Source organism: Cryobacterium sp. TMT2-17-1 (assembly GCF_004402765.1).
GTDB classification, from domain to species: Bacteria; Actinomycetota; Actinomycetes; order Actinomycetales; family Microbacteriaceae; genus Cryobacterium; species Cryobacterium sandaracinum.
In genome coordinates this window covers 1-19,810 of record NZ_SOGC01000014.1, presented here as the reverse complement: position 1 = coordinate 19,810, position 19,810 = coordinate 1, and the positions used below count along the sequence as shown (strand labels likewise).

The window sequence follows — 19,810 nt, the reverse complement described above, 5'->3', positions numbered from 1 at the left end:
TCGTCAGGCCGCTACGCGGTCTGTCCGATTCCGTTCCAGAAAGTGCGACACTCCGGAAAAGATCGCGACAATGCTCAGGCCCAGAATGAGCCGGAACACGGCCGGCATTGACCGCACGATGCGCGCGCCGAGGCCGATCACCGCCAGGGCGCCGAGCGTCAAACCGGTCCCGAAATCGGGATCGAGACCCGCCAGTGCGATGAGCATGATCTCTGTGCTGAGGATCAGGTCGGTGCGAGTAGGGCCGAAGACGAGTTTTCGCTCATCCCGCGGTTCAGTGTCGTCAGCCTCATGGTGGGCGCCGAACCATTCGGTGACTTTCTCCGCACCCTCGAAGCAGAAATAGGTGCCGCCGATGATCAGCAGCCACGGCAACACCCATGGTGCGAATGCGGAAAGGAGCAGTGCGAGCGGGATGATGATGAAGTTGTTGAACAGGCTGCCGAGTGCGATCTGCCTGACAGCGTGGAGGTCGCGTGCCGGTGTGAAAACCCGAACGTACTGTGGGGTGACGGCCGCGTCGTCGATGATGATTCCTGCGGTCTTAGCACTCGCCGTGGGGGCGGCGGTAAGTACGTCATCGACTACGGCGAGCAAGCCGACCGAGATCTGGACCTCCTCGAATGGGGGCATCACCCTGGTGGGCGACGCAGTGCTGACCACAGTTCCGCTCGGCACGGGCAGGAGATGTCACAGCAGAACCGCACCAGCTGCTCGTCGCTGACGAATTTCGTAGGTCACCACCATCATGTGCGGCACGGTGAGCCCTGCCAGACCGATGAACACCAGCTGCAGGATCTGCTCGCTGAGAACGCCGCCGGGGCCGAACGCGACGAGGAAGACCGCTACCGCGAGGAGGGGGACCACGGTGTAGACCACGACCAGGAGGGCCGTCTGCCGTCCGCCGCCCCGCTCCTCCTGGAATCCTCCCTTCAAGTGCCGAAAACTGTGCAGTGCGCAGAAATACAGCACGAAGAAGACCAGCGGTTCTGTGGCCAGGCCGAGCACTGTGGCGAGCACGATCTCAACGCTCTCGCTCGGCCGGTGTCGCAGGGCGACCAGGGCAGCGATCATCAGACCTGCCACGGCGATCGGCCCGAGCCACTCCTGCACGCTGGCCACCACTGCGCCTCCGTCACCGGACAGCACCACGTAGATTGCTCTGACCTGGTCAGGATGCGACAGCGCCGGCACGGTGAGCAGCCCGAATCCGGCGAGAAAACGCAGCCCGACCGACCGGTCCGCATTCCAATCGGAGCCGAAGTGCAGCGCCGACACGAGCAAAAACGCGACCAGGCTCAGCACGGGCGCGACCAGCCAGAGCAGCACCACGCCGACCACGACCAGAATGTAGACCGCGTTGAACCCGGCGAAGCCCAGCGGAGTGCGCCACAGCCCAGCCCGGCGCGCGATCAGTGGATCGAGAGCGCCGTGGGGCAGGCCCAGCACACCGGCGAGGATGCCCAGCAGCACGATTTGAACCGTGGGCGAGGGCATGGGAATGCCCAGTCCGACCACGGCCAGAATGACCAGGGCCAGGCTGGAGAACACCACCGTCTCGGCGGGCACGCGCCGCCGCCGCGGCGTGACGCGGGCGGCCTCGCTACGGGGAGGAGTGGTCTGATCGGTCATCGCTGCACGCTGGTTTCTGTGGTCGGCGTCGGTCTGGTGGCCGGCAGGGTCTGTGCCGGGCTGAACGCCGCAGGCGCGGCCACCTGGGCAAGAAAAGGGGTCCACGGCAGGCTCGCGATGATGCGTGCGTAGTCCGTGGGTCGGTCGCCGTCGCTGAGAAAGCGCACCAGCGCGGCGGGGGCAACGCCGCGGGCGAGGGCGAAAAAATACTCCGCGGTGCGTTCCGGATGCGCCCGAACGGCCTGCAGAAAGATGCGATCGAAGGCGCGCCTCGCCCGAGGTTCGTCTGGGTGGCCCACCGCCCCCTGGCCAGCGAGCAGGCTCTCCGTGCAGAGTTGAGCCCAGCGCTGAATGCGCAGGAACCCGTAGCCCGAGGCAGCCCGCAGCGCCCCGCCGGCATTGCCGGCGTGCACGACCCCGGGGATCGGCGACGCCGTCTGCCGGCCCAGACCCATGGCCAGCACGCCACCCTCGGTGCGCACCCGGCGGGCGTCGGCCAGGCCGAGCCCGGTGAGTACCTCGTCGAGCTCGCCGACCAGGCGCTCCCGCTCTATCGGCGCCGTGCCGAAGCGGGTCCACTCCACGATCGCGCGGTTCCGGCCGAGGGGCAGGGCGTACACAAAGCTCAAACCCTCGGCGTCGGCGTCGAGCGACCCCATCAGCGTGACCTCGCCGAGCTCGAACGGCAACGGATGCTCACGCTCCAGTTCGAAGCCCACGAAGCTCTGGTACAGCATCGACTCGGCGGCCCGTGGTCGGGTGTCAACCACCTGACGGGCCAGTAGGGGGCCCGCGCTCGTCTCAACCCGAACGCCGCCGGGGACTGCGTCGACCGTCTCGGCGTGCACGCCGAGGCGCAGGTCGACGTTCGCAGACTCGGCGATGTCGGCCTGCGCGCTCGCGTAGAAATCGCTGCCCCGAATGTACTGGTAGGCCAGCCCGGGTACCCGATGCCGAACGGTGAGGCCCGCCGCATCCGAAAAGGTCCAGGTCTTCCAGCTTCGTGAGACCAGGTGTGACAGGTCGTGCTGTTCCGGTCGCCAGAAGCACCAGCTGCGGTCGTCCTGATAGGCCGTGCGGGGTTCCAGCACCACGACGCGCAAACCGGAACGTACTCGGGCCAGCCGGGCGGCCAGCGTGAGACCGGCGAGTCCACCACCTAGTATCACGAGGTCGGCGTCCACGGCAGGCGTCATCTGTGCTCCTTGCGCTCGATCACGTCCGAGGTGCCAATGGGACGATCTTCGAACAGCCTAGTGGTCTTGGTATGTGATTTTTCGGCTGCTCACCCGGCTGCGAAAAACACCTTCAACCGGTGGTTTGGATTCCTCAGTGGAGGACCGCGAGCAGCACGCCGACAGCCACGAAGAGCACACCGAAGACGCGGTTCAACACGCGCTGGCCGTGATCGTCGCGGGTGAATCGCGCGAATGAATGCGCTGTTCCGGCGAAGAAGAACCACATCACCAGAATGTCGATCGCAACGACGGTGGCCGCGACGATCAGATACTGGGTCGGCATCGGCCTGTCCACCCGGATGAACTGAGGCAGGAACGCAAGGAAGAACACGATCGCTTTGGGGTTGAGCATGTTCACCCACAGCCCGCGTCGGAACATCGACCAGCGGGGCTCATCGCTCAGGGCCCGGGTGCGCTCGCCATCGAGTTCCGGCTTGGCCAGAAACTGACGGATGCCCAGGTAGACGAGGTAGGCGGCACCCGCGTAGCGAATAACGTTGAAGGCGATCGGAGAACCGGCCACGAGCAGACCGACACCGAGTGCCACGATCACGATGTGGATGAGAAGCGCGGCCTGCTGGCCGAGGATTCCCCAGATGGAGCGGCGAAAGCCCGCGTTGAGAGCGTTGCTCATGGTGTTGATCGCCCCCGCACCGGGCGTGAAGCTGATCAGGGTGCCCGCGCCGACAAGGGCCACCCACAGGGAGAACTGCACCGGGACATCCTCGTTTCATGCTGATTGCGGCTTGCCAGCCGGCGACGGGGTCAGGCCGTTACGCGGTGGGACCGATTCTGCTTGCGAAGGCGCGAGATCCCGGACAGGGCCGCGACAATGATCAGGCCGAGAATGAGCCCGAAAACGAGCGACATCGCGGTGTCGGTGACCCAGACAATGATGGGTCCGGCAGGTTCGACCGCCTGCGTCACGGCGTGCAGAACGTCGTAGGGAACGCTCCAGATCGTGTCGTTCAGGTTCACGATCACCAGGTGGCCTCCTACCCACAACATGGCGACCGTGCCGATGACACTGATCACTCGGAACACGGCCGGCATCGATCGCACAATGCGCGCGCCGGTGCGTCTGACCCGTCGTACCGGGTGCTTCATCAGCGTCAGCCCGATGTCGTCGATCTTGACCAGCAGGGCGACCGCACCGTAGACGAGCGCCGTCATCCCCAGGCCGATCACGACCAAGGCGCCGAGCGTCATCCAGATGCCAAAATCGGGATCGAGACCCGCCAGTGCGATGAGCATGATCTCTGTGCTGAGGATGAGGTCGGTGCGAATAGCACCGAAGACGAGCTTTCGCTCATCTCGCATCTCAGTGTCGTCAGTGCCGTGATGAACTCCGAACCACTCGGTGACTTTCTCCGCACCCTCGAAACACAGATAGGTACCGCCGATGATCAGCAGCCACGGCAACACCCACGGCGCAAAGGCGGAGAGGAGTAGTGCGAGCGGGATGATGATGACGAATTTGTTGAACAGGCTACCGAGAGCGATCCGCCACACGATGGGAAGCTCGCGCGCCGGTGACAGTCCCTGAACGTACTGAGGCGTGACGGCCGCATCGTCGATCACGACGCCTGCGGTCTTCGCGCTAGCTTTGAGAGCGGCGGTGAGTATGTCATCGACAACGGCGAGCAGGCCGACGGACATCTGGTTCTCCTCGGATTCAGGGGCGTCGTCCTGGTGCAAGGCGACGGCAATGGGGTCAACATTACCGCGCGGCAGGGTGGGCACAGGCGCCGCCCAGACGGTGGAAAGAAGATTGATCCTGGTTTCGCCATCACGTCGCGAACGATATATCGTTAACTATCGTCGAGCCGGATGGCTTCGGCGCTGAGGAGGACATCATGAGTGGTTCATTTATGGGTGACGGGTTCAGGGCACGCCGGGGCGGTGCTGGTGAGGGCTGGCCCAGCGGAATGTGGGATGCCATGGAGCAGCTGCGCGGACAGTTCGACCGCAAGGCCGGTCCGAGAATGGCACGCGGGAACGTGCGTGCGGCGGTGCTTGCGCTGCTCGCCGAGAAGCCGATGCACGGCTACCAGATCATTCATGAGATCGAGGAACGCAGCAATGGCGCCTGGAAGCCGAGCCCCGGCTCGGTGTATCCCACGCTTCAGCTGCTTGCGGACGAGGGCCTCATCAACGCCGAGGAGTCCAACGGTCGCAAGACCTACTCGCTCACGGACGAAGGCCGCGGGGTAGCGGATGCCATGGCCGACCAGCCGGCCCCGTGGGAGGCCCAGAGCGCTCGGGACACCGGGCGGGCGGCCGCGCTGCCCAAGGCCGGCATCGACCTGGCTCAGGCCGCCGCGCAGGTCGCGCGATCCGGCAACCCGGAGCAGGTGAAGCAGGCTGTCGCCATCCTGGATGAGGCGCGTCGCAAGCTGTACGCCATCCTCGCCCAGGACTGACCGAGTGCCCTCAGCACGTCGGCATCACGGAGATCAGATGACCGACGTCGCGGACTTGCGTGCCCGCTACCGCCGGATTTTGCGGTTCGCCGCCCTGTATTTGGCGCAGACGTGGTGTTACGAGGTCCTTCTCCCGCGGGTCGGGCTCGCGCGGGTCGCGGCACGAAGCAGATCGGCGCGACTGCAGCACATCGCGCAGCGCTTCCACGTGCTCGCGCTCGACCTCGGTGGCCTCATGATCAAGGTTGGCCAGTTCATGTCGTCGCGCCTCGACGTGCTGCCGCCGGAGATCACGAAAGAGCTCGAAGGTCTGCAAGACGAGGTTCCGCCGGTGCCCTTTCCGGCGATCCAGGCCGTCGCTGAAGCCGAGCTGGGTGTGACGCTCGAGCGTGCGTTCTCTTACATCGATCCCTCGCCGCTGGCCGCAGCATCCCTCGGTCAGGTGCACCGCGCTCGGCTGTCGGAACTCGATGCCGCCGAGACCGGCCTGCTCGACGTCGTCGTCAAGATTCAGCGGCCGCGCATCAGCGAGATCGTCGAGGTCGACCTCGGCGCTCTCCGACGTGTTGCCCGCTGGCTCAGCCACGTGCGTCTCGTTTCGGATCGCGTCGACATGCCCGCCCTGGTCGAGGAGTTCGCGTTCACGAGTCTTGAGGAGATCGACTACCTGCACGAGGCGGCAAGCGCCGAACGGTTCGAGCGGAACTTCGCAGACGACCCCCGGGTCAGCGTTCCCGAATTGGTGTGGGAGCGCACCACGCGGCGCGTGCTGACCCTCCAAGACGTGACCGCGATCAAGATCAACGACGTCGACGGGCTGAGGGCAGCCGGAATCGACCCGTCAGAAGTTGCCGAGGACTTCGCGGCGGTCATGTTCGACCAGCTCTTCGTCAATGGCTACTTCCACGCCGACCCGCACCCCGGAAACATCTTCGTCACGCCGCTCGCCGCCGGTGTACCCGGAGCGGACCACGGCCGGGCCTGGAAGTTCACCTTCATCGACTTCGGGATGATGGGCGACGTGCCCGATGTCCTGCGTCGGGGCCTGGTGAATCTGCTCATCGCCGCCGCGTCACGGGACGGAAAGGGGATGGTGGACGGCATCCGCGAAGTGGGTGTGCTCCTGCCGTCCGCTGATACCGCCGAACTCGAGCGCGCGATGACGAAGCTGTTCGCCCGTTTCGGCGGGATGGGTTTCGCCGAGTTGCAGGATGTCGACCCGCGCGAGTTCCGCGCCTTCGCCATCGAGTTCGGTGATGTGGTGCGCTCGCTGCCGTTTCAGCTTCCGGAGAACTTTCTGCTCATCGTGCGCGCGATGTCGCTGACCTCGGGAATGTGCAGTTCGCTCGACCCCGCCTTCAATATCTGGAATTCCGTCGAGCCATATTCCGCCCAATTGATCCGCGCCGAGGGCGGGAACGTGGTGCAGGCGACCGCGAAGCAAGTGGCGTCGGTTGCGGCCATCATCGCGCGGCTTCCCCAGCGACTCGACAGCCTCACGACGCGATTCGACGACGGTACCGTCTCGGTGCAGACTCCCCGGATCGAGCGTCGCTTGGTCATCATCGAGCGAACCGCACGTCAGATCGTCTCGGCAATCCTCTTCGCCGCTCTGCTGATCGGCGGCATTCTGCTTCGTGCCGAAGATGTCGTGCTCGGAACGGTGCTCGTAGCCGTGTCCGCGCTCCCGCTGTTGCACGCCCTCTTCGCCGGGCTATCGGCGCGGCGCGGACCGCTGCTCTAGTCCCGACTGCGTGGAACGCCATTTCGGTTACTGAAATGCCTATGTCTGGTCAGAACGAAAAGCGGGATGCGGGGTTGCCGTCGGCCTCGAGGTCACGACGCGCGCCCGGTCGCTCACTTCACCGCGGCGGCGTCAGAAGTGCCCCGCGAGGCGAAAGCCGGCCGATGGTGCCCTGGCCGAATTTGCTCTCGACCTGGCACTGGACCTGACCTTCGGAAAGCCACAGACCGATCGGCTAGCCCCGGGGAAGGAAGATCGAACCGGCAAGTGTGATCACCGTTCTGCGCGGGATGAACGTGACGAGCGATGCGGTGATTCTGTTGCGCGCACCGACAATCACGGACGGCACCGATTTTCTGGCGCTGATGGCAGCCAGGGTCACGTCGACGACATTCGAGGCCGGCACTCGCTTGCCGGGTGACTGCGAACCGGCGATGTCGAAAAACTCAGTGTCGGTGGACCCCGGACTCACCGCGAAAACCCGCACTCCGGTGTTGTGGGTCTCGCCCCAGACGGCCTCGGTGAACGACAGGACGAACGCCTTCGTGGCTGCGTAGACCGCCATCCCGGGCACGGGCTGGTACGCCGAGGTGCTGGCGATGTTCACGATGATGCCCGAGTCTCGGGCCACCATGCCCGGCAGGAAGGCAGCCGTCAGGTCGACCAGCGTGCTGACGTTCAGAGCGATTTCCGCGTGAAGGCGGGCTCGGTCTTCGTCGACCAGGCGCGCATTGGTTCCAAAGCCGGCGTTGTTCACGAGAACATCAACGGTGATCTGCTGGTCGAGGAGTTGGTGCTCGACCGCGGCGGCCGCACCGGGCTCGCTCAGGTCCTGCGAAATGACGTGGACGTCGATCCCGTTCTGCTTGCGCAATTCGGATGCGAGAGCCTCCAATTTCTCGGTTCGGCGGGCCACCAGAATGAGGCTCGTCCCCGTCGCGGCGAAGGCTCGGGCGAAGTGACTGCCGATGCCCGAGCTGGCGCCGGTGATGAGGGCGGTCTTGCCTGCGAGATCGAAATTCATTCAGCTGCTTCCTGACGTAAACGGTGTTCACACCCTAGAGGAGCATCCAGTCGGCCAGTCAGGCGCACACCGGTTCGTTATATCTCGCTGCGGCAATAGGGGGGTGGCCGTGCGAGAATGCTCAGCAACCCTCACCGAAGGCTCACAGCCTGCGTCCCCATCCAGTTCGGCATCCGCGCCTCCCATTGCGCCCGTGCCGGTGGCGGTGAATCAGTGTGTTCTCAACTCGAAGAGGTTTTGATGTGTTGGACTTTCTAGGGGATCAGTATGAGCAGATCCTATTCAGCAGTTGGCAGCATTTCAGTCTTGTCGTTCAGTGCCTGATCCTGGCGACCGTCATTGCCGTCGTGCTGGCTTCACTCGTCTACCGCAGTTCCGCGCTCACCGGGATCGCCAACTCGGTGTCGGCCATCGGCCTGACCATCCCGTCGTTTGCCTTCATCGGACTGCTCATCGCGCCGCTCGGCTTCGGTGTCCTTCCGGCCGTCGTCGTGGTGGCGTTCTTCGCCACGCTGCCCATTTTGCGGAACGCGGTCGTGGGCCTGTCGGGTATCGCTCCATCGATCGTGGAATCCGCCCGCGGCATCGGCATGAGCCGGTTTCGCACGCTCCTGCAGGTGGAACTGCCGATCGCCTGGCCGATCATCCTCACGGGCGTTCGGGTATCCGCTCAGATGGTCATGGGTGTCGCCGCGATCGCCGCATACTCCCTCGGCCCGGGCCTGGGTGGATTCATCTTCTCCGGCCTATCCCGACTCGGCGGCGCCAACTCCCTCGAGTCAGTGCTGACGGGCGTCATCGGCGTTGTCGTGCTCGCCCTTATTCTTGATCTCCTTCTCGTCGGCCTCGGCCGCCTGACCACACCTCGAGGTATCCGTGTCTGAGTACATTGCATCCAACCCTGCTGAATCCAGCAGCACCGAAGAATCCGTCACCCCCACCGGCATCACCGGTGCAAGCATCCTGTTGGACCACGTCACCAAGCGGTTCCCCGGCCAGGCGCGCCCCGCCGTCGACGGTCTCACCATGGAGATCCCGGCCGGCAAGATCGTGATGCTCGTCGGTCCCTCGGGCTGCGGCAAGACCACGACACTCAAGATGATCAACCGGCTTATCGAACCGACTGAGGGGCGCATCGTCGTCGATGGCGACGACGTCACCGACATGAACGGCGACACTCTGCGCCGAGGCATCGGCTATGTCATTCAGGCCGGAGGACTTTTCCCGCACATGACAGTCGCCACCAATATCGGCATCGTGCCGAAGATGCTCGGCTGGGACAAGGCCCGCATCGCGGCCCGCGTCGACGAGCTTCTCGAGCTTGTTTCCCTCGACCCGGCGCTCTACCGCGACCGATACCCCAAGGAGCTCTCCGGCGGCCAGCAGCAACGCGTCGGCGTGGCGCGCGCCCTCGCGGCCGACCCGCCCGTGCTTCTGATGGACGAGCCCTTCGGCGCCGTCGACCCGATCACCCGACTGCGCCTGCAAGACGAACTGCTCAACATCCAGGAAGAATTGCAGAAGACCATCGTCTGCGTGACCCACGACTTCGACGAGGCCGTCAAGCTCGGCGACTGGATCGCCATCTTCAACGAGGGTGCCCAGCTCGTGCAGTACGACACTCCGGAACGCATCCTCGGCGACCCGGCCAACGAGTTCGTCGAAAACTTCATCGGGTCCGGCGCCGGCCTCAAACAGCTCACCCTGACCCGGGTGGCGGAGGTCAGCCTCAGCGACGCCGTCGTGGGCAAACCCGGTGAACGGGCAGCGGATGTGCTGGCCCGCGTCGTCGAGACCGGCCACGGCCACGCGGTCATCGTCGATGAGCGTCGCCGACCCATCCAGTGGCTCTCCGCGCGCCAGCTCGGCCGCCTCGAGGTCATCAGCGACGTTCCCGACCCGAAACTTCCGCTCGTCGGCAAGCGGGCTACTCTCAATGACGCGCTCGACACGATGCTCGTCTCGAGCGCCGGGGCCGCGCTCGTCACGGGCCGCCGCGACATGTTCAAGGGCGTCATCGACGTTCAAACCGTGATGGACGCCATCACCCGGTCACAGTCCGCTGCCGTGCTTGAGTCAGACCAGGCCCCCGTCGGGCTGAACACCGGCCTGTTCCAGGCGCAGGTGTCTGCCGCCGAGGCAGACCTGATCGAGACCGATCCCAGCGGCGCTGACGCGCGGTCCGTTCAGTGAGTACCCGCACCCCGCATACAGAGGCGGGCCTTGCCGGCGGCGATTCCGCCGTTGAAACGCCGGGCGACCCGACTGCGACCGGCGTACCGGTCAGCCGTGCGCGCACGGTGTGGCGATCCTGGCGGGGACTGGTCTACCAGCTGGCCGGCATCCTGCTCGCGTTCCTGGCGCTCGTGATCTGGCTGCTGACGGCCAACCTGTCGCCGATCGTGCTCACCACCCTCGCTCCCGGCGCGCTCTGGGTCTACACGGTGGAGCACATCCAGCTCACCCTGCTCGCCGCGGTGATCGTGTTGGTCATCGCGATTCCCTTGGGAATCGCCCTGACCCGCAGACCCTTGCGGTTTCTGACCGCTCCGGTGCTCGCCATCGCCAACTTCGGTCAGGCGGCCCCCGCGATCGGCGTCGTCGTGCTGCTCGCGTTCTGGGTCGGCTTCGGCTTCTGGGCCGCGACGCTGAGTCTCGTGCTCTACGCCGCGCTTCCGGTGCTGCGCAACACCATGGTGGGCCTGCAGCAGGTCGACGCCCGCCTCATCGAGGCCGGACGAGGCATGGGCATGAGCTCCTCCGCCGTATTGTTTCGGGTGGAGCTCCCGCTCGCCGTTCCGGTCATGCTGTCGGGCGTGCGCACCGCTCTCGTTCTGCTGGTGGGCACCGCGGCCCTGGCCACGTTCGTCAACGGCGGCGGACTCGGCATCCTGATCACTACGGGCGTCAATCTCAGCCTCACCCCCGTGCTCGTCACCGGAGCGCTGCTCGTGGCTCTGCTCGCCCTGCTCATCGACTGGGTCGGCCGCGTTGTGGAACACATCGCCCGCCCGAAGGGACTCTAGATGTATCGCTCGTCTTCTCGCACCCGCCTCACGTCCCTCGGCCGCTGGGGGGTGGTAGCCGGTCTCCTCACCCTGTCCGCAGTCGCTCTGACCGGTTGCGGCCTGAAGCCGGCAACCTCGTACGTTCCCGCGGTCGGACCTGGGTCGATCACCCCGCTCGAGGGCGCCGAGGGCGTCGACCTCACGGTCACGTCCAAGAACTTCACGGAGCAGCTACTGCTCGGCAAGATCGCGGTGCTCGCCGGGACCGCCGCGGGATTCGACGTCACAGACCTCAGCAATCTGCCCGGCAGCCAGCCGACCCGCGAGCTGATTCTTTCTGGTCAGGCCGACATGCTCTGGGAATACACCGGAACCGCCTGGCTGACCTACCTCGGTCAGGATGAGTCGATCGCCGACCAAGACAAAATGTGGCAAGCCGTGTATGACATCGACATCCAGAACGGCATCACCTGGGGTGCACCGGCCCCGATGAATAACACCTATGCCCTGGCTGTGCGCAGTGAGGCGGTCGCCGAGCTCGGCGGCATCACGACCATGTCCGAACTCGCCGCGTTGCCGGTGGAGGATCGCACTTTCTGCGTCGAATCCGAATTCAACTCCCGGCCGGACGGCATGAACCCCATGCTCGCCCACTACGGACTCGAACGTGGCGCCGCTGACGGGGTGCCCAATGGCAACATCGGAATCTACGACACCGGTGCGATCTACAGCGCGACCGACGACGGCGCCTGCAACTTCGGCGAGGTTTTCACGACCGACGGTCGACTCGACGCGCTCGACCTCACAGTTCTGATCGACGATCTCGCGTTTTTCCCTGCGTACAACGTCGCGCCGGTCTTCTTCACCGAGTCGATCGAGGCCACCCCCGGCCTGGAAGAGATCTTCGCTCGTATTTCGCCCAAGCTCACCGACGAGGTTCTGCGCGGCATGAACCGTCAGGTTGACGTCGACGGGAAGGAACCCGCTGATGTGGCCTATGCCTGGATGATCGACGAGGGGTTCATCACCGACCCGACCGACTGAATCACGGAGAGACCAGCTGACTGCACCGCGTGGACGGTGTCGGCGGTCAGCTTGGAGGACGCGACGTGACATCCGGCTTCCTCAAGCATCAGATCGTCTGGCCGGGCTCCGTTCCCACCCTGCCTGTCTAGGCTGTACCCATGGCCACAGTCATCCTCGTGCGGCACGGCCGCACCACTGCAAATGCCACCGGAATGCTGGCCGGCCGCGCTGCCGGCGTTCGACTCGACCAGATCGGGCAAGACCAGGCCGCCCTCACGGCCAAGCGCCTGGCCGTGGTGCCGCTGGTCGGCGTGGTGTCGAGTCCTCTGGAGCGCTGCCGGCAGACATCTCAGTTCATCCTGGATCAGCAGGCCGGCTCGCTCGTGACGCCGGTGGAGGAGGACATCACCGAATGCGATTACGGTGAGTGGCAGGGCCAAGCCCTCGGCGATCTCGCCAAGGAGAAGCTCTGGTCGTCAGTGCAGTCTCAGCCGTCGGCCGTCACCTTTCCCGGCGGAGAGTCGATGGCGACCATGCAGGCCCGGTCGGTCGCGGCCATCCGTCGTCACGATGCGGCGTTCGAGGCCGAGCACGGTCCGGGCGCGGTGTGGGTGGCGGTCAGCCACGGCGACATCATCAAGTCCGTTCTGGCCGATGCGCTCGGCATGCACCTCGACCTCTTTCAGCGCATCAACGTGGGTCCGGCATCCGTTTCGATCGTGCGCTTCGGCACCAGCCGGCCGAGCGTGCACGCCATCAACACGGATGCCGGCGACCTCGCTTGGCTCGGCGCCAGCGCCCCTCTGGCCGACGCGCCGGTGGGTGGCGGGGCTGGTCAGGCGCCGCACACAACGGTCGCCTAAAATACCCACATGCCCACAATCGTCCATGAGTTTGCCTGGCCGGATCGTGTCGTCATCGGCACCGTCGGTCCGCCTGGTTCTCGCACGTTCTACCTGCAGGTGCGCACCGGAGCTCAGATTGTGAGCATCGCCCTGGAGAAACAACAATCCGCGCTGCTCGCCGAGAAAATCGATGAGATGCTCGACCAGCTGATGAGCCATGAGGGCAACCCGTTCAGCATCCCAAGCACTACCCCCGTCGAACTCGTCGACAACGAGCCGCTGGATCAACCCGTCGCGGAGGAATTCCGCACCGGCGGGATGAGCCTGGGCTGGGACCCCTCGACCGTGCAGGTCGTGCTTGAGGCCTATCCGCTCGTGGAAGTCGATCCGGCCAGTGACGACGTGCCCGACGAGGATCTGCTCGACGCGATCATGCAGGAGCCGGCGGAGATGCTCCTGGTACGGATGCCCGTCGGTACCGCCCGGGCCTTCGCCAAGCGCACGCGCGAGGTGGTGGGGGCCGGCCGCCCCCTCTGCCCGCTCTGCGGCAACCCCATCGACGCCGACGGACACACCTGCACCCTCCCCGGCAGCCCCTGATGCACGATGCCGCCCTCGACGGTGAGCTCGACGGTGAGCTCGAGCTCACGGGACGCATCACGACGGCCTCGAACGCGACTTTCCTCGGCACTATCGGCGGATTCACGGTGGTCTACAAGCCCATCGCCGGCGAGAATCCATTGTGGGACTTTCCCGACGGCAACCTCGCCAACCGCGAGGCCGCGGCCTACCTGGTCTCGCAGGCCTTCGGCTGGAACGTCGTGCCTCGGACCTGGCTGCGGGGTGGCCCGATGGGCCGGGGGATGGTGCAGCTGTGGCAGCATACCGATCCCGATCAGGATGCCGTCGACCTCGTCCCGTGGGAAGCCGCGCCGACCCCGGGCTGGCGTCGCGTCTTCGACGGCCGGGACGAGCACAATCGTGCGGTGACCCTCATCCATGAGGACTCGGCCGCGATGCGACGCATGGCCGTGTTCGACATAATCGTGAACAACGCCGATCGCAAGGGCGACCACATCCTGGCGATGCCGGACGGGCACCGTCACGGCATCGACCACGGCCTCACCTTTCACGTCGACCATAAGTTGCGCACCGTGCTCTGGGGCTGGCTGGGCGACGAGCTCATCGCCGACGAGCTGGACGGGATCGACCGGTTCAGTGCGCAGCTGACCGGCGAGCTCGGCGACATCCTCGGCGGGTTGCTCACCGACGCCGAGATCGCCGCACTGGCTGCACGCTGCGACCGGTTGCGCTCTGAAGGGCGGTTCCCTGCGCCGCGCGGCGACATGCCCGCGGTGCCCTGGCCGCTGTTCTGACCTAGATCAGGTTCCGTTTCTCGATCTGTTCGAAGGTGCCGGTCGCGTCCGTGAGCCCGCCCCACAGCGTCACCTGTCCACTGGCCAGGGACTCCTGAACGTCGATGATCCGCTGGTTGCTGCTCCCCCGGAACTGCAGTTTGAGGTCGCGCTTGGCCAGTTCGAACCGACCGTCGACCAGAACGTCGATCGTGCCGAGAAGGGCCAGCTTGTCCGCACTCTCCCGCAACAGTTCTTCGAACGTGTAGCCGGTCCAGCACCACACATCCTTCGACGTGCCGAGCTCCCGGCGCACGCGGTCGAGGAGGGCCAGGCACGCCCCTGTGTTGAGGAACGGCTCCCCGCCGAGGAGGGTGAGGCCCTGTACGTACTCCTGGCCGAGATCGGCCAGGATCCGATCCTCAAGTTCCTGGGTGTACGGCTGCCCGTAGCGAAAACTCCAGGTGGCCTCGTTGAAACAGCCCTCACAGGCGAACAGGCAACCGGACAGGTACAGGCTGCACCGCACCCCCTCGCCGTCGACGAAGACGAAGGGCTTGTAGTCGCCGACGTACCGCTGGCTCAGTTTCTCCGACAGCCACTCGCCGGGCCGGGGGTTACGCATCCACGGCGACGGATGCCGCGGCATCCGCCCCACGGATGCCGGTGGTGCCCGGCATGTGCTTGACCCGGGAGGTGATCTCGGTGTGCCGGCCGTGCACCATCGGGCGGGCCTGCGGGTTGCCGAGGTAGCCACAGGTGCGCTTGACGACATCGCAGGTCATCGGGTCGGCGTTGTGGCACTCGGGGCACTCGAACCCACGCGGGGTGGCGTCGAAGTCGCCCGAGAAGCCACAGGCGTAGCACCGGTCGATCGGAGTGTTGGTGCCCAGATAGCCGACGCGATCGTAGGAGTAGTCCCATACCGCCTCGAGTGCCTTGGGGTTCTGCTGCAGGATCGGGTATTCGCAGTAGTGGATGAACCCGCCGGAGGAGTACGCCGGGTAGACCTTCTCGAAGTCCAGCTTCTCGAACGGCGTCGGGCTCTTGCGCACGTCGTAGTGGAAGCTGTTGGTGTAGTAGTCCTTGTCGGTGAGGTTTGCCACGGCGCCGAACTTCGCGGTGTCGAGTCGGCAGAACCGGTCGGTCAGGCTCTCGCTCGGCGTCGAGTACACGCTGAACTGGTAGCCGTACTCGGTGCTCCACTCCTGGGTGCGCCCATGGAGCGTGCGCAGGATCTCGACGGTGAAGTCCTTCGCCTCGGGATTGGACTCCCAGTCACCGCCGTAAAAGGCCGCGGCCACCTCGTAGAGGCCGATGTAGCCGAGGGAAACGGTGGCGCGCTTGTTCTTGAAGAGGGTGTCGACGGGCTGACCGGCATTCAGGTGTTGGCCGAAGGCGCCGTAGATGTAGAGGATCGGGGCGTTCTCCGGGGTCGCTTCCTTGCACCGGTCGATTCTGAAGAGCAGGGCGTCGCGCGCCGTGCTCACCCGTTCGGCAAGGATGCTCCAGAACTTGTCCTTGTCACCGGCGGCCTCGAGGGCGATCCGGGGCAGGTTGAGCGTCACGACTCCGAGATTCATCCGACCCTCGGAGACGTCGTTGCCCTGCTCGTCGGTCCAGCCCTGCAGGAACGAGCGGCAGCCCATCGGCACCTTGAAGCTGCCGGTGAGTTCGACGATCTTGTCGTAGTTGAGGATGTCGGGGTACATGCGTTTGGTGGAACATTCCAGCGCAAGCTGCTTGATGTCGTAATTCGGGTCGTTCGGTGCAAGGTTGAGGCCGCGCTTGATGGTGAAGATCAGTTTCGGGAAAATTGCCGTGCGCTTCTCGCTGCCGAGCCCCTCGATCCGGATCTGTAGGATCGCCTTCTGGATTTCTCGCTCGAACCAGCTGGTGCCGAGGCCGAAGCCCAGGGAGGTGAAGGGGGTCTGCCCGTTCGAGGTGAACAGGGTGTTGATCTCGTATTCGAGGCTCTGCATCGCGTCGTAGATGTCCTTGAGGGTCTTCTCCTCGGCATAGGACCGGTGCTGCGACTTATCCGCGATCCACTTGCCTGCGTCGACCAGGTGCTTTTCGAGGTTCTTCTCGGCGTAGGGGGCGAGAACTTCGTCGATGCGATTCCCCGAGCATCCGCCGTACTGGCTCGACGACACGTTGGCGATGATCTGCGAGATCTGGGCCGTCGCCGTCTGGATCGACCGGGGCGGGTTGACGTCGGCGTTGCCGATTCGGAAGCCCTGGCTCAGCATCGTCGTGAAGTCGATCAGGCAGCAGTTCGTCATCGGCGCGTAGGGGTGGTAGTCGAGGTCGTGGAAGTGCAGGTCGCCCTTCTGGTGGGCGTTGGCGACGTGCGGGGGCAGCATCTTCAGGCCGATGGCCTTGCCCACCGCGCCGGCGGTCAGGTCGCGCTGGGTGTTGAAGACGTCGCTGTCCTTGTTGGCGTTCTCGTTGACGACCGACTCGTCTTTGCTGATCAGTTTTATGATCGAGTGGTTGATGTCGGTGGCCTTGCTGCGGGCGAAGTCCCGCTGGATGCGGTAGTTGATGTAGGCCTCGGCGGCGTCGTACTCCTTGCTGTCCAGCAGGGCGTGTTCCACGATGTTCTGCACCTCGTAGATCTTGATGTCGACCGCGAAGCGCGAGGCGATCTCGCGGTCGACGCGAGCGACCAGGTCACGGATGGTGCGGTGCGTGAGCGGGGTCAACTCGCCGTTCACCTCGGTGAAGCTCTTGGCCAGTGCCGCGTAGATGCGGGCGTTGTCGAAGGCGAGCAGGCGGCCGTCCCGTTTGGCCACCATAAGCGCGCCCAGAGCATGCTCGGTCGTGAGGTTTCCTGCGCCGGGATTTTCCATTTTCAGCACGCGCTGCCATCTCCTTGGGTCGGTACCCACGGCAATCGGGCGGGACGCTGAGTCGGGCGAAAGAACCACATCTAGTGGTTGGGGTGCGATTCACATACTACCTGTAGGGTTTCGCAGTCATGTGCTTCGGCTCGCCGCCGGTGTCTCCGAGTTGGTGGGGCGGTTGCCGGGCGGCGTACGATCGGTGAATGCCACCGCCCTCCCCGTTGCCACAGCGCCACGGGCTTGACGCTGCCTGGGTATGCACGCCGGATGGGGGCCGGGCCGGGCCGCATCCGTGGCCGACCATGGGTGCGTGGTTGCTCGAGCGACTCGCCGAGTTTGTCGATGTCGCCGGGTTTCTGGCCGGGGAACGCTTCGCCTATCAGTCGGGCGCGCTGGTCGTGGGCAGCGACCCCTACGGCCCGCGTACCTTTGTTTGGTTTCATCGCGATCTCGCCGATGAGACAGTCGTGCCCGGGACCATCCACGTGGTGCATCGGGATGCCCGACTCGTCGTGATCGACAAGCCGGCCTTTCTCTCGACCATTCCGCGCGGCCGACACGTTGCACAGAGTGTGGTGGTGCGCTTGCGCGCCGAGTTGGGACTTCCCGAGCTCTCGCCGTTGCATCGCCTGGATCGGGTGACATCGGGCCTCGTGGTTCTGGCGACGGAGCGGCGCTGGCGTGGGGAGTATCAATCGATGTTCCAACGCGGCGAGGTCGAAAAGACCTACCGGGCGCTGGCCCCGCTGCGGCCGGATCTGGATTTGCCCGTCACCGTGCGCAACCACCTCACGAGCAGGCGCGGCCACTGGCAAGCCGAGGTGACCGACGACCCGGCCAATGCCGAGTCGCTGATCGAGCTGGAGACCGTTCTGCAGCACACGGGCGTCTACCGGCTGACGCCGCGCACCGGAAAGACCCATCAGCTGCGAATGCACATGCTGGGCCTAGGGATCCCCATCATCGATGACCCGGTGTACCCGGTCGTTCAGGATGTCGCGCTCGACGATTTCACCCGCCCGCTGCAGCTCCTGGCGAGCGAGGTGACCTTCACCGATCCGATCGACGGGGAGTTGCGCCGCTTCGAGAGCGTCCGGGCGCTTCCGCTGCAGGCTGAGGTTGCTGTTGCTGGGGGTGGCGGGGCTGCTGGCTCAGCCTGAAGGCGCCCCAACCTCCCGACCCATCGCGACGCATCCGCCGCCGGCCCCCGGCCGAACGAATTCGACGGAGATTTTGCTCAGAACCGGCCCAGAACATCCGTTTGGGCTCGAAATCGGTAAAATCTCCGTCGAATTCGTTAGGGAGCCCGCGGTGCCTGAGGGGCGCACCGACGGATGCGCGTGGTCGGCCAACCACGGCACCGCGCCGACCGAATTATTTTCTATACTCGTGCAGAACCTCTTGACTTATTATTAGTACACATCTACTATTAGGCATGGCTGGAGCCCCCACTCCGCACCACCCCACCGCCTCACCGCAGGCGGTGCCGTCCCTCGCGCAGGCACCCCTCGCGCAGGCACCCCGTGCACAGTCACCTCTCGTGCAGCAGTTGCAGCAGGCCCGTGATCTGGCCGCGGCCGTGCTCGACTCGGTCTCTTTCTCGCTCCTGGGCGAGGCGGACGCGATGATGGTGCTGGGCACGGTCGAAGACCTCGGCCGCCGGGTCGATGCGGCCAGGGTTGCCTCTGCCGCCGACATTTCGGTGCGGTCCCGCCGCATCCTGGGCCATGAGTCCCTGGCGTATAAGAACGGGGCCAGCAGCGGCATCGATCTGATCACTCGCCTGAGCCGCGTCTCTTCCCGGGAGGCGAACCGGCGGGTGCGCCTGGGCGAGAACGTGACCCCGCGCCGGGCGGGCACCAGCATGTTGCCGCCCTACTACCCGGCCGTGGCCGATTCCCTCACCGCCGGGGACCTCGGCGTGGACGCGGCCGAGAACATCGTCACCGCCCTCGACCAGGTCGCGGCCCGGGTCGCGCCCGACGACCTCGGCACTGCCGAACGTGCCCTGGTGGCCAGTGCGACCGGCGCCGTCACCGACGACATCCGCGGCCTGCCCGGGGAGGGGTTCGCGTTCCCTGCGGACCTGGTGCGGGGTATGGCCAGCCAGTGGCAGGCTCGCCTCGATCCCGACGGCACCGCCCCCAACGAGCCCGTCGCCGAGGCCCGCAGCACTGTCGGGTTCGGGCTCTTCCGCGACGGTCTCTACCCGCTCCGCGGCGGAGTCACGCCGGAGCTCCGCGGCATCATGAACGCCATCTTCGACACGTATCTCTCCGCCCACGCGGCGCCCAAGTTTCCGACCGAAGAAGAACAGGCGCGCATGGCGGCCGGGCAGCTGATCCCGGGGGCGGAGGCCGCGGCCCTCAGCGACGACCGTAACGGTGGTCAGAAACGCGCCGACATCCTCCGTGGTGTGTTCGAAGCCGCCACCCGTGACGCGGGGACCCCGACCATGGGCGGCGCCGCCCCCACCGTCATGATCCACGTCAACCAGGCCGACCTTACCGCGGGCCGCGGGGTGGGTTGGATCGACGGCGTCGAAGCGCCGATCTCGCTGACAAGTGTGAAGCAGGCGCTCTGCGCCGGCGGATTTCAGGAGATCCGGTTCGGGCCGCACAACGAGGTCCTCAGCCTCAGCACCGAGAATCGTTTCTTCAACCGGG

At 65.5% G+C, this 19,810-nt stretch carries 19 protein-coding genes; 11 read left to right on the top strand and 8 right to left on the bottom strand.

Annotated features, from left to right (window positions below):
• Positions 1 to 3: 3 nt before the first annotated feature.
• The 5 genes from E3O47_RS03380 to E3O47_RS03360 all read right to left on the bottom strand — a co-directional run bounded on the left by E3O47_RS03380 (position 4) and on the right by E3O47_RS03360 (position 4,529).
• Positions 4 to 633 (bottom strand): DUF808 family protein, encoded by a 630-nt coding sequence (locus E3O47_RS03380; protein ID WP_241986070.1) that lies wholly within the window; start codon positions 631 to 633, stop codon positions 4 to 6.
• 57 nt (positions 634 to 690) lie between these two features.
• Positions 691 to 1,632, bottom strand: coding sequence for a Brp/Blh family beta-carotene 15,15'-dioxygenase (locus tag E3O47_RS03375; RefSeq protein ID WP_104101593.1), 942 nt, complete (start codon positions 1,630 to 1,632; stop codon positions 691 to 693).
• Entirely contained in the window at positions 1,629 to 2,828 is a 1,200-nt protein-coding gene (locus tag E3O47_RS03370) for a lycopene cyclase family protein (protein ID WP_134419499.1), read from the bottom strand. The genes E3O47_RS03375 and E3O47_RS03370 overlap by 4 nt, the downstream gene beginning before the upstream one ends.
• Before the next feature lie 133 nt (positions 2,829 to 2,961).
• On the bottom strand, positions 2,962 to 3,585 hold the full coding sequence (locus tag E3O47_RS03365; protein WP_104101588.1) for a LysE family transporter: 624 nt from the start codon (positions 3,583 to 3,585) through the stop codon (positions 2,962 to 2,964).
• Positions 3,586 to 3,635: 50 nt separating this feature from the next.
• Positions 3,636 to 4,529, bottom strand: coding sequence for a DUF808 domain-containing protein (locus E3O47_RS03360; protein WP_134419498.1), 894 nt, complete (start codon positions 4,527 to 4,529; stop codon positions 3,636 to 3,638).
• Between the two features lie 197 nt (positions 4,530 to 4,726).
• Between E3O47_RS03360 and E3O47_RS03355 the strand changes: the two genes are divergently transcribed.
• Both E3O47_RS03355 and E3O47_RS03350 read left to right on the top strand, forming a co-directional pair.
• Complete coding sequence (locus E3O47_RS03355) at positions 4,727 to 5,293, top strand: PadR family transcriptional regulator (protein WP_104101585.1); 567 nt, start codon at positions 4,727 to 4,729, stop codon at positions 5,291 to 5,293.
• A gap of 37 nt (positions 5,294 to 5,330) precedes the next feature.
• A complete protein-coding gene (locus tag E3O47_RS03350; protein WP_134419497.1) occupies positions 5,331 to 7,037 on the top strand; it encodes an AarF/UbiB family protein in 1,707 nt (568 codons plus the stop codon).
• Positions 7,038 to 7,272: 235 nt separating this feature from the next.
• Here the strand turns inward: E3O47_RS03350 and E3O47_RS03345 are convergent, their stop codons facing one another.
• Positions 7,273 to 8,061: an SDR family oxidoreductase gene (locus E3O47_RS03345; protein WP_134341959.1), complete on the bottom strand. Its 789-nt coding sequence runs from the start codon at positions 8,059 to 8,061 to the stop codon at positions 7,273 to 7,275.
• A 242-nt stretch (positions 8,062 to 8,303) separates the two neighbouring features.
• On the opposite strand from E3O47_RS03345, the gene E3O47_RS03340 reads away from it, so the two are divergent.
• From E3O47_RS03340 to E3O47_RS03310, 7 genes are all read left to right on the top strand, one after another.
• Positions 8,304 to 8,945, top strand: coding sequence for an ABC transporter permease (locus E3O47_RS03340; protein ID WP_104101578.1), 642 nt, complete (start codon positions 8,304 to 8,306; stop codon positions 8,943 to 8,945).
• 61 nt (positions 8,946 to 9,006) lie between these two features.
• Positions 9,007 to 10,254: an ATP-binding cassette domain-containing protein gene (locus E3O47_RS03335; RefSeq protein WP_104171244.1), complete on the top strand. Its 1,248-nt coding sequence runs from the start codon at positions 9,007 to 9,009 to the stop codon at positions 10,252 to 10,254.
• A 164-nt stretch (positions 10,255 to 10,418) separates the two neighbouring features.
• Positions 10,419 to 11,087 (top strand): ABC transporter permease, encoded by a 669-nt coding sequence (locus tag E3O47_RS03330; protein WP_241986068.1) that lies wholly within the window; start codon positions 10,419 to 10,421, stop codon positions 11,085 to 11,087.
• Positions 11,088 to 12,113 (top strand): glycine betaine ABC transporter substrate-binding protein, encoded by a 1,026-nt coding sequence (locus tag E3O47_RS03325; RefSeq protein WP_104101575.1) that lies wholly within the window; start codon positions 11,088 to 11,090, stop codon positions 12,111 to 12,113.
• A gap of 140 nt (positions 12,114 to 12,253) precedes the next feature.
• Positions 12,254 to 12,958 carry a histidine phosphatase family protein gene (locus E3O47_RS03320; protein WP_104101572.1) on the top strand — a complete coding sequence of 235 codons (705 nt, stop codon included), beginning with the start codon at positions 12,254 to 12,256 and terminating at the stop codon, positions 12,956 to 12,958.
• A gap of 9 nt (positions 12,959 to 12,967) precedes the next feature.
• Complete coding sequence (locus E3O47_RS03315) at positions 12,968 to 13,540, top strand: DUF3090 domain-containing protein (protein WP_104101569.1); 573 nt, start codon at positions 12,968 to 12,970, stop codon at positions 13,538 to 13,540.
• Complete coding sequence (locus tag E3O47_RS03310; protein WP_134419495.1) at positions 13,540 to 14,316, top strand: SCO1664 family protein; 777 nt, start codon at positions 13,540 to 13,542, stop codon at positions 14,314 to 14,316. The genes E3O47_RS03315 and E3O47_RS03310 overlap by 1 nt, the downstream gene beginning before the upstream one ends.
• A 1-nt stretch (position 14,317) precedes the next feature.
• On the opposite strand, the gene nrdG is transcribed toward E3O47_RS03310, so the two are convergent.
• Together nrdG and nrdD are read right to left on the bottom strand one after the other, a co-directional pair.
• Positions 14,318 to 14,920: an anaerobic ribonucleoside-triphosphate reductase activating protein gene (gene nrdG / locus E3O47_RS03305; protein ID WP_134419494.1), complete on the bottom strand. Its 603-nt coding sequence runs from the start codon at positions 14,918 to 14,920 to the stop codon at positions 14,318 to 14,320.
• Positions 14,913 to 17,150 carry an anaerobic ribonucleoside-triphosphate reductase gene (gene nrdD / locus E3O47_RS03300; protein WP_134419510.1) on the bottom strand — a complete coding sequence of 746 codons (2,238 nt, stop codon included), beginning with the start codon at positions 17,148 to 17,150 and terminating at the stop codon, positions 14,913 to 14,915. Before nrdD ends, nrdG begins: the two co-directional genes overlap by 8 nt.
• Positions 17,151 to 17,458: 308 nt before the next feature.
• On the opposite strand from nrdD, the gene E3O47_RS03295 reads away from it, so the two are divergent.
• Both E3O47_RS03295 and E3O47_RS03290 read left to right on the top strand, forming a co-directional pair.
• Entirely contained in the window at positions 17,459 to 18,304 is an 846-nt protein-coding gene (locus E3O47_RS03295) for a pseudouridine synthase (RefSeq protein WP_241986066.1), read from the top strand.
• Positions 18,305 to 18,579: 275 nt separating this feature from the next.
• A partial coding sequence (locus E3O47_RS03290; protein ID WP_134419492.1) for a DUF222 domain-containing protein occupies positions 18,580 to 19,810 on the top strand: 1,231 nt, incomplete at its 3' end.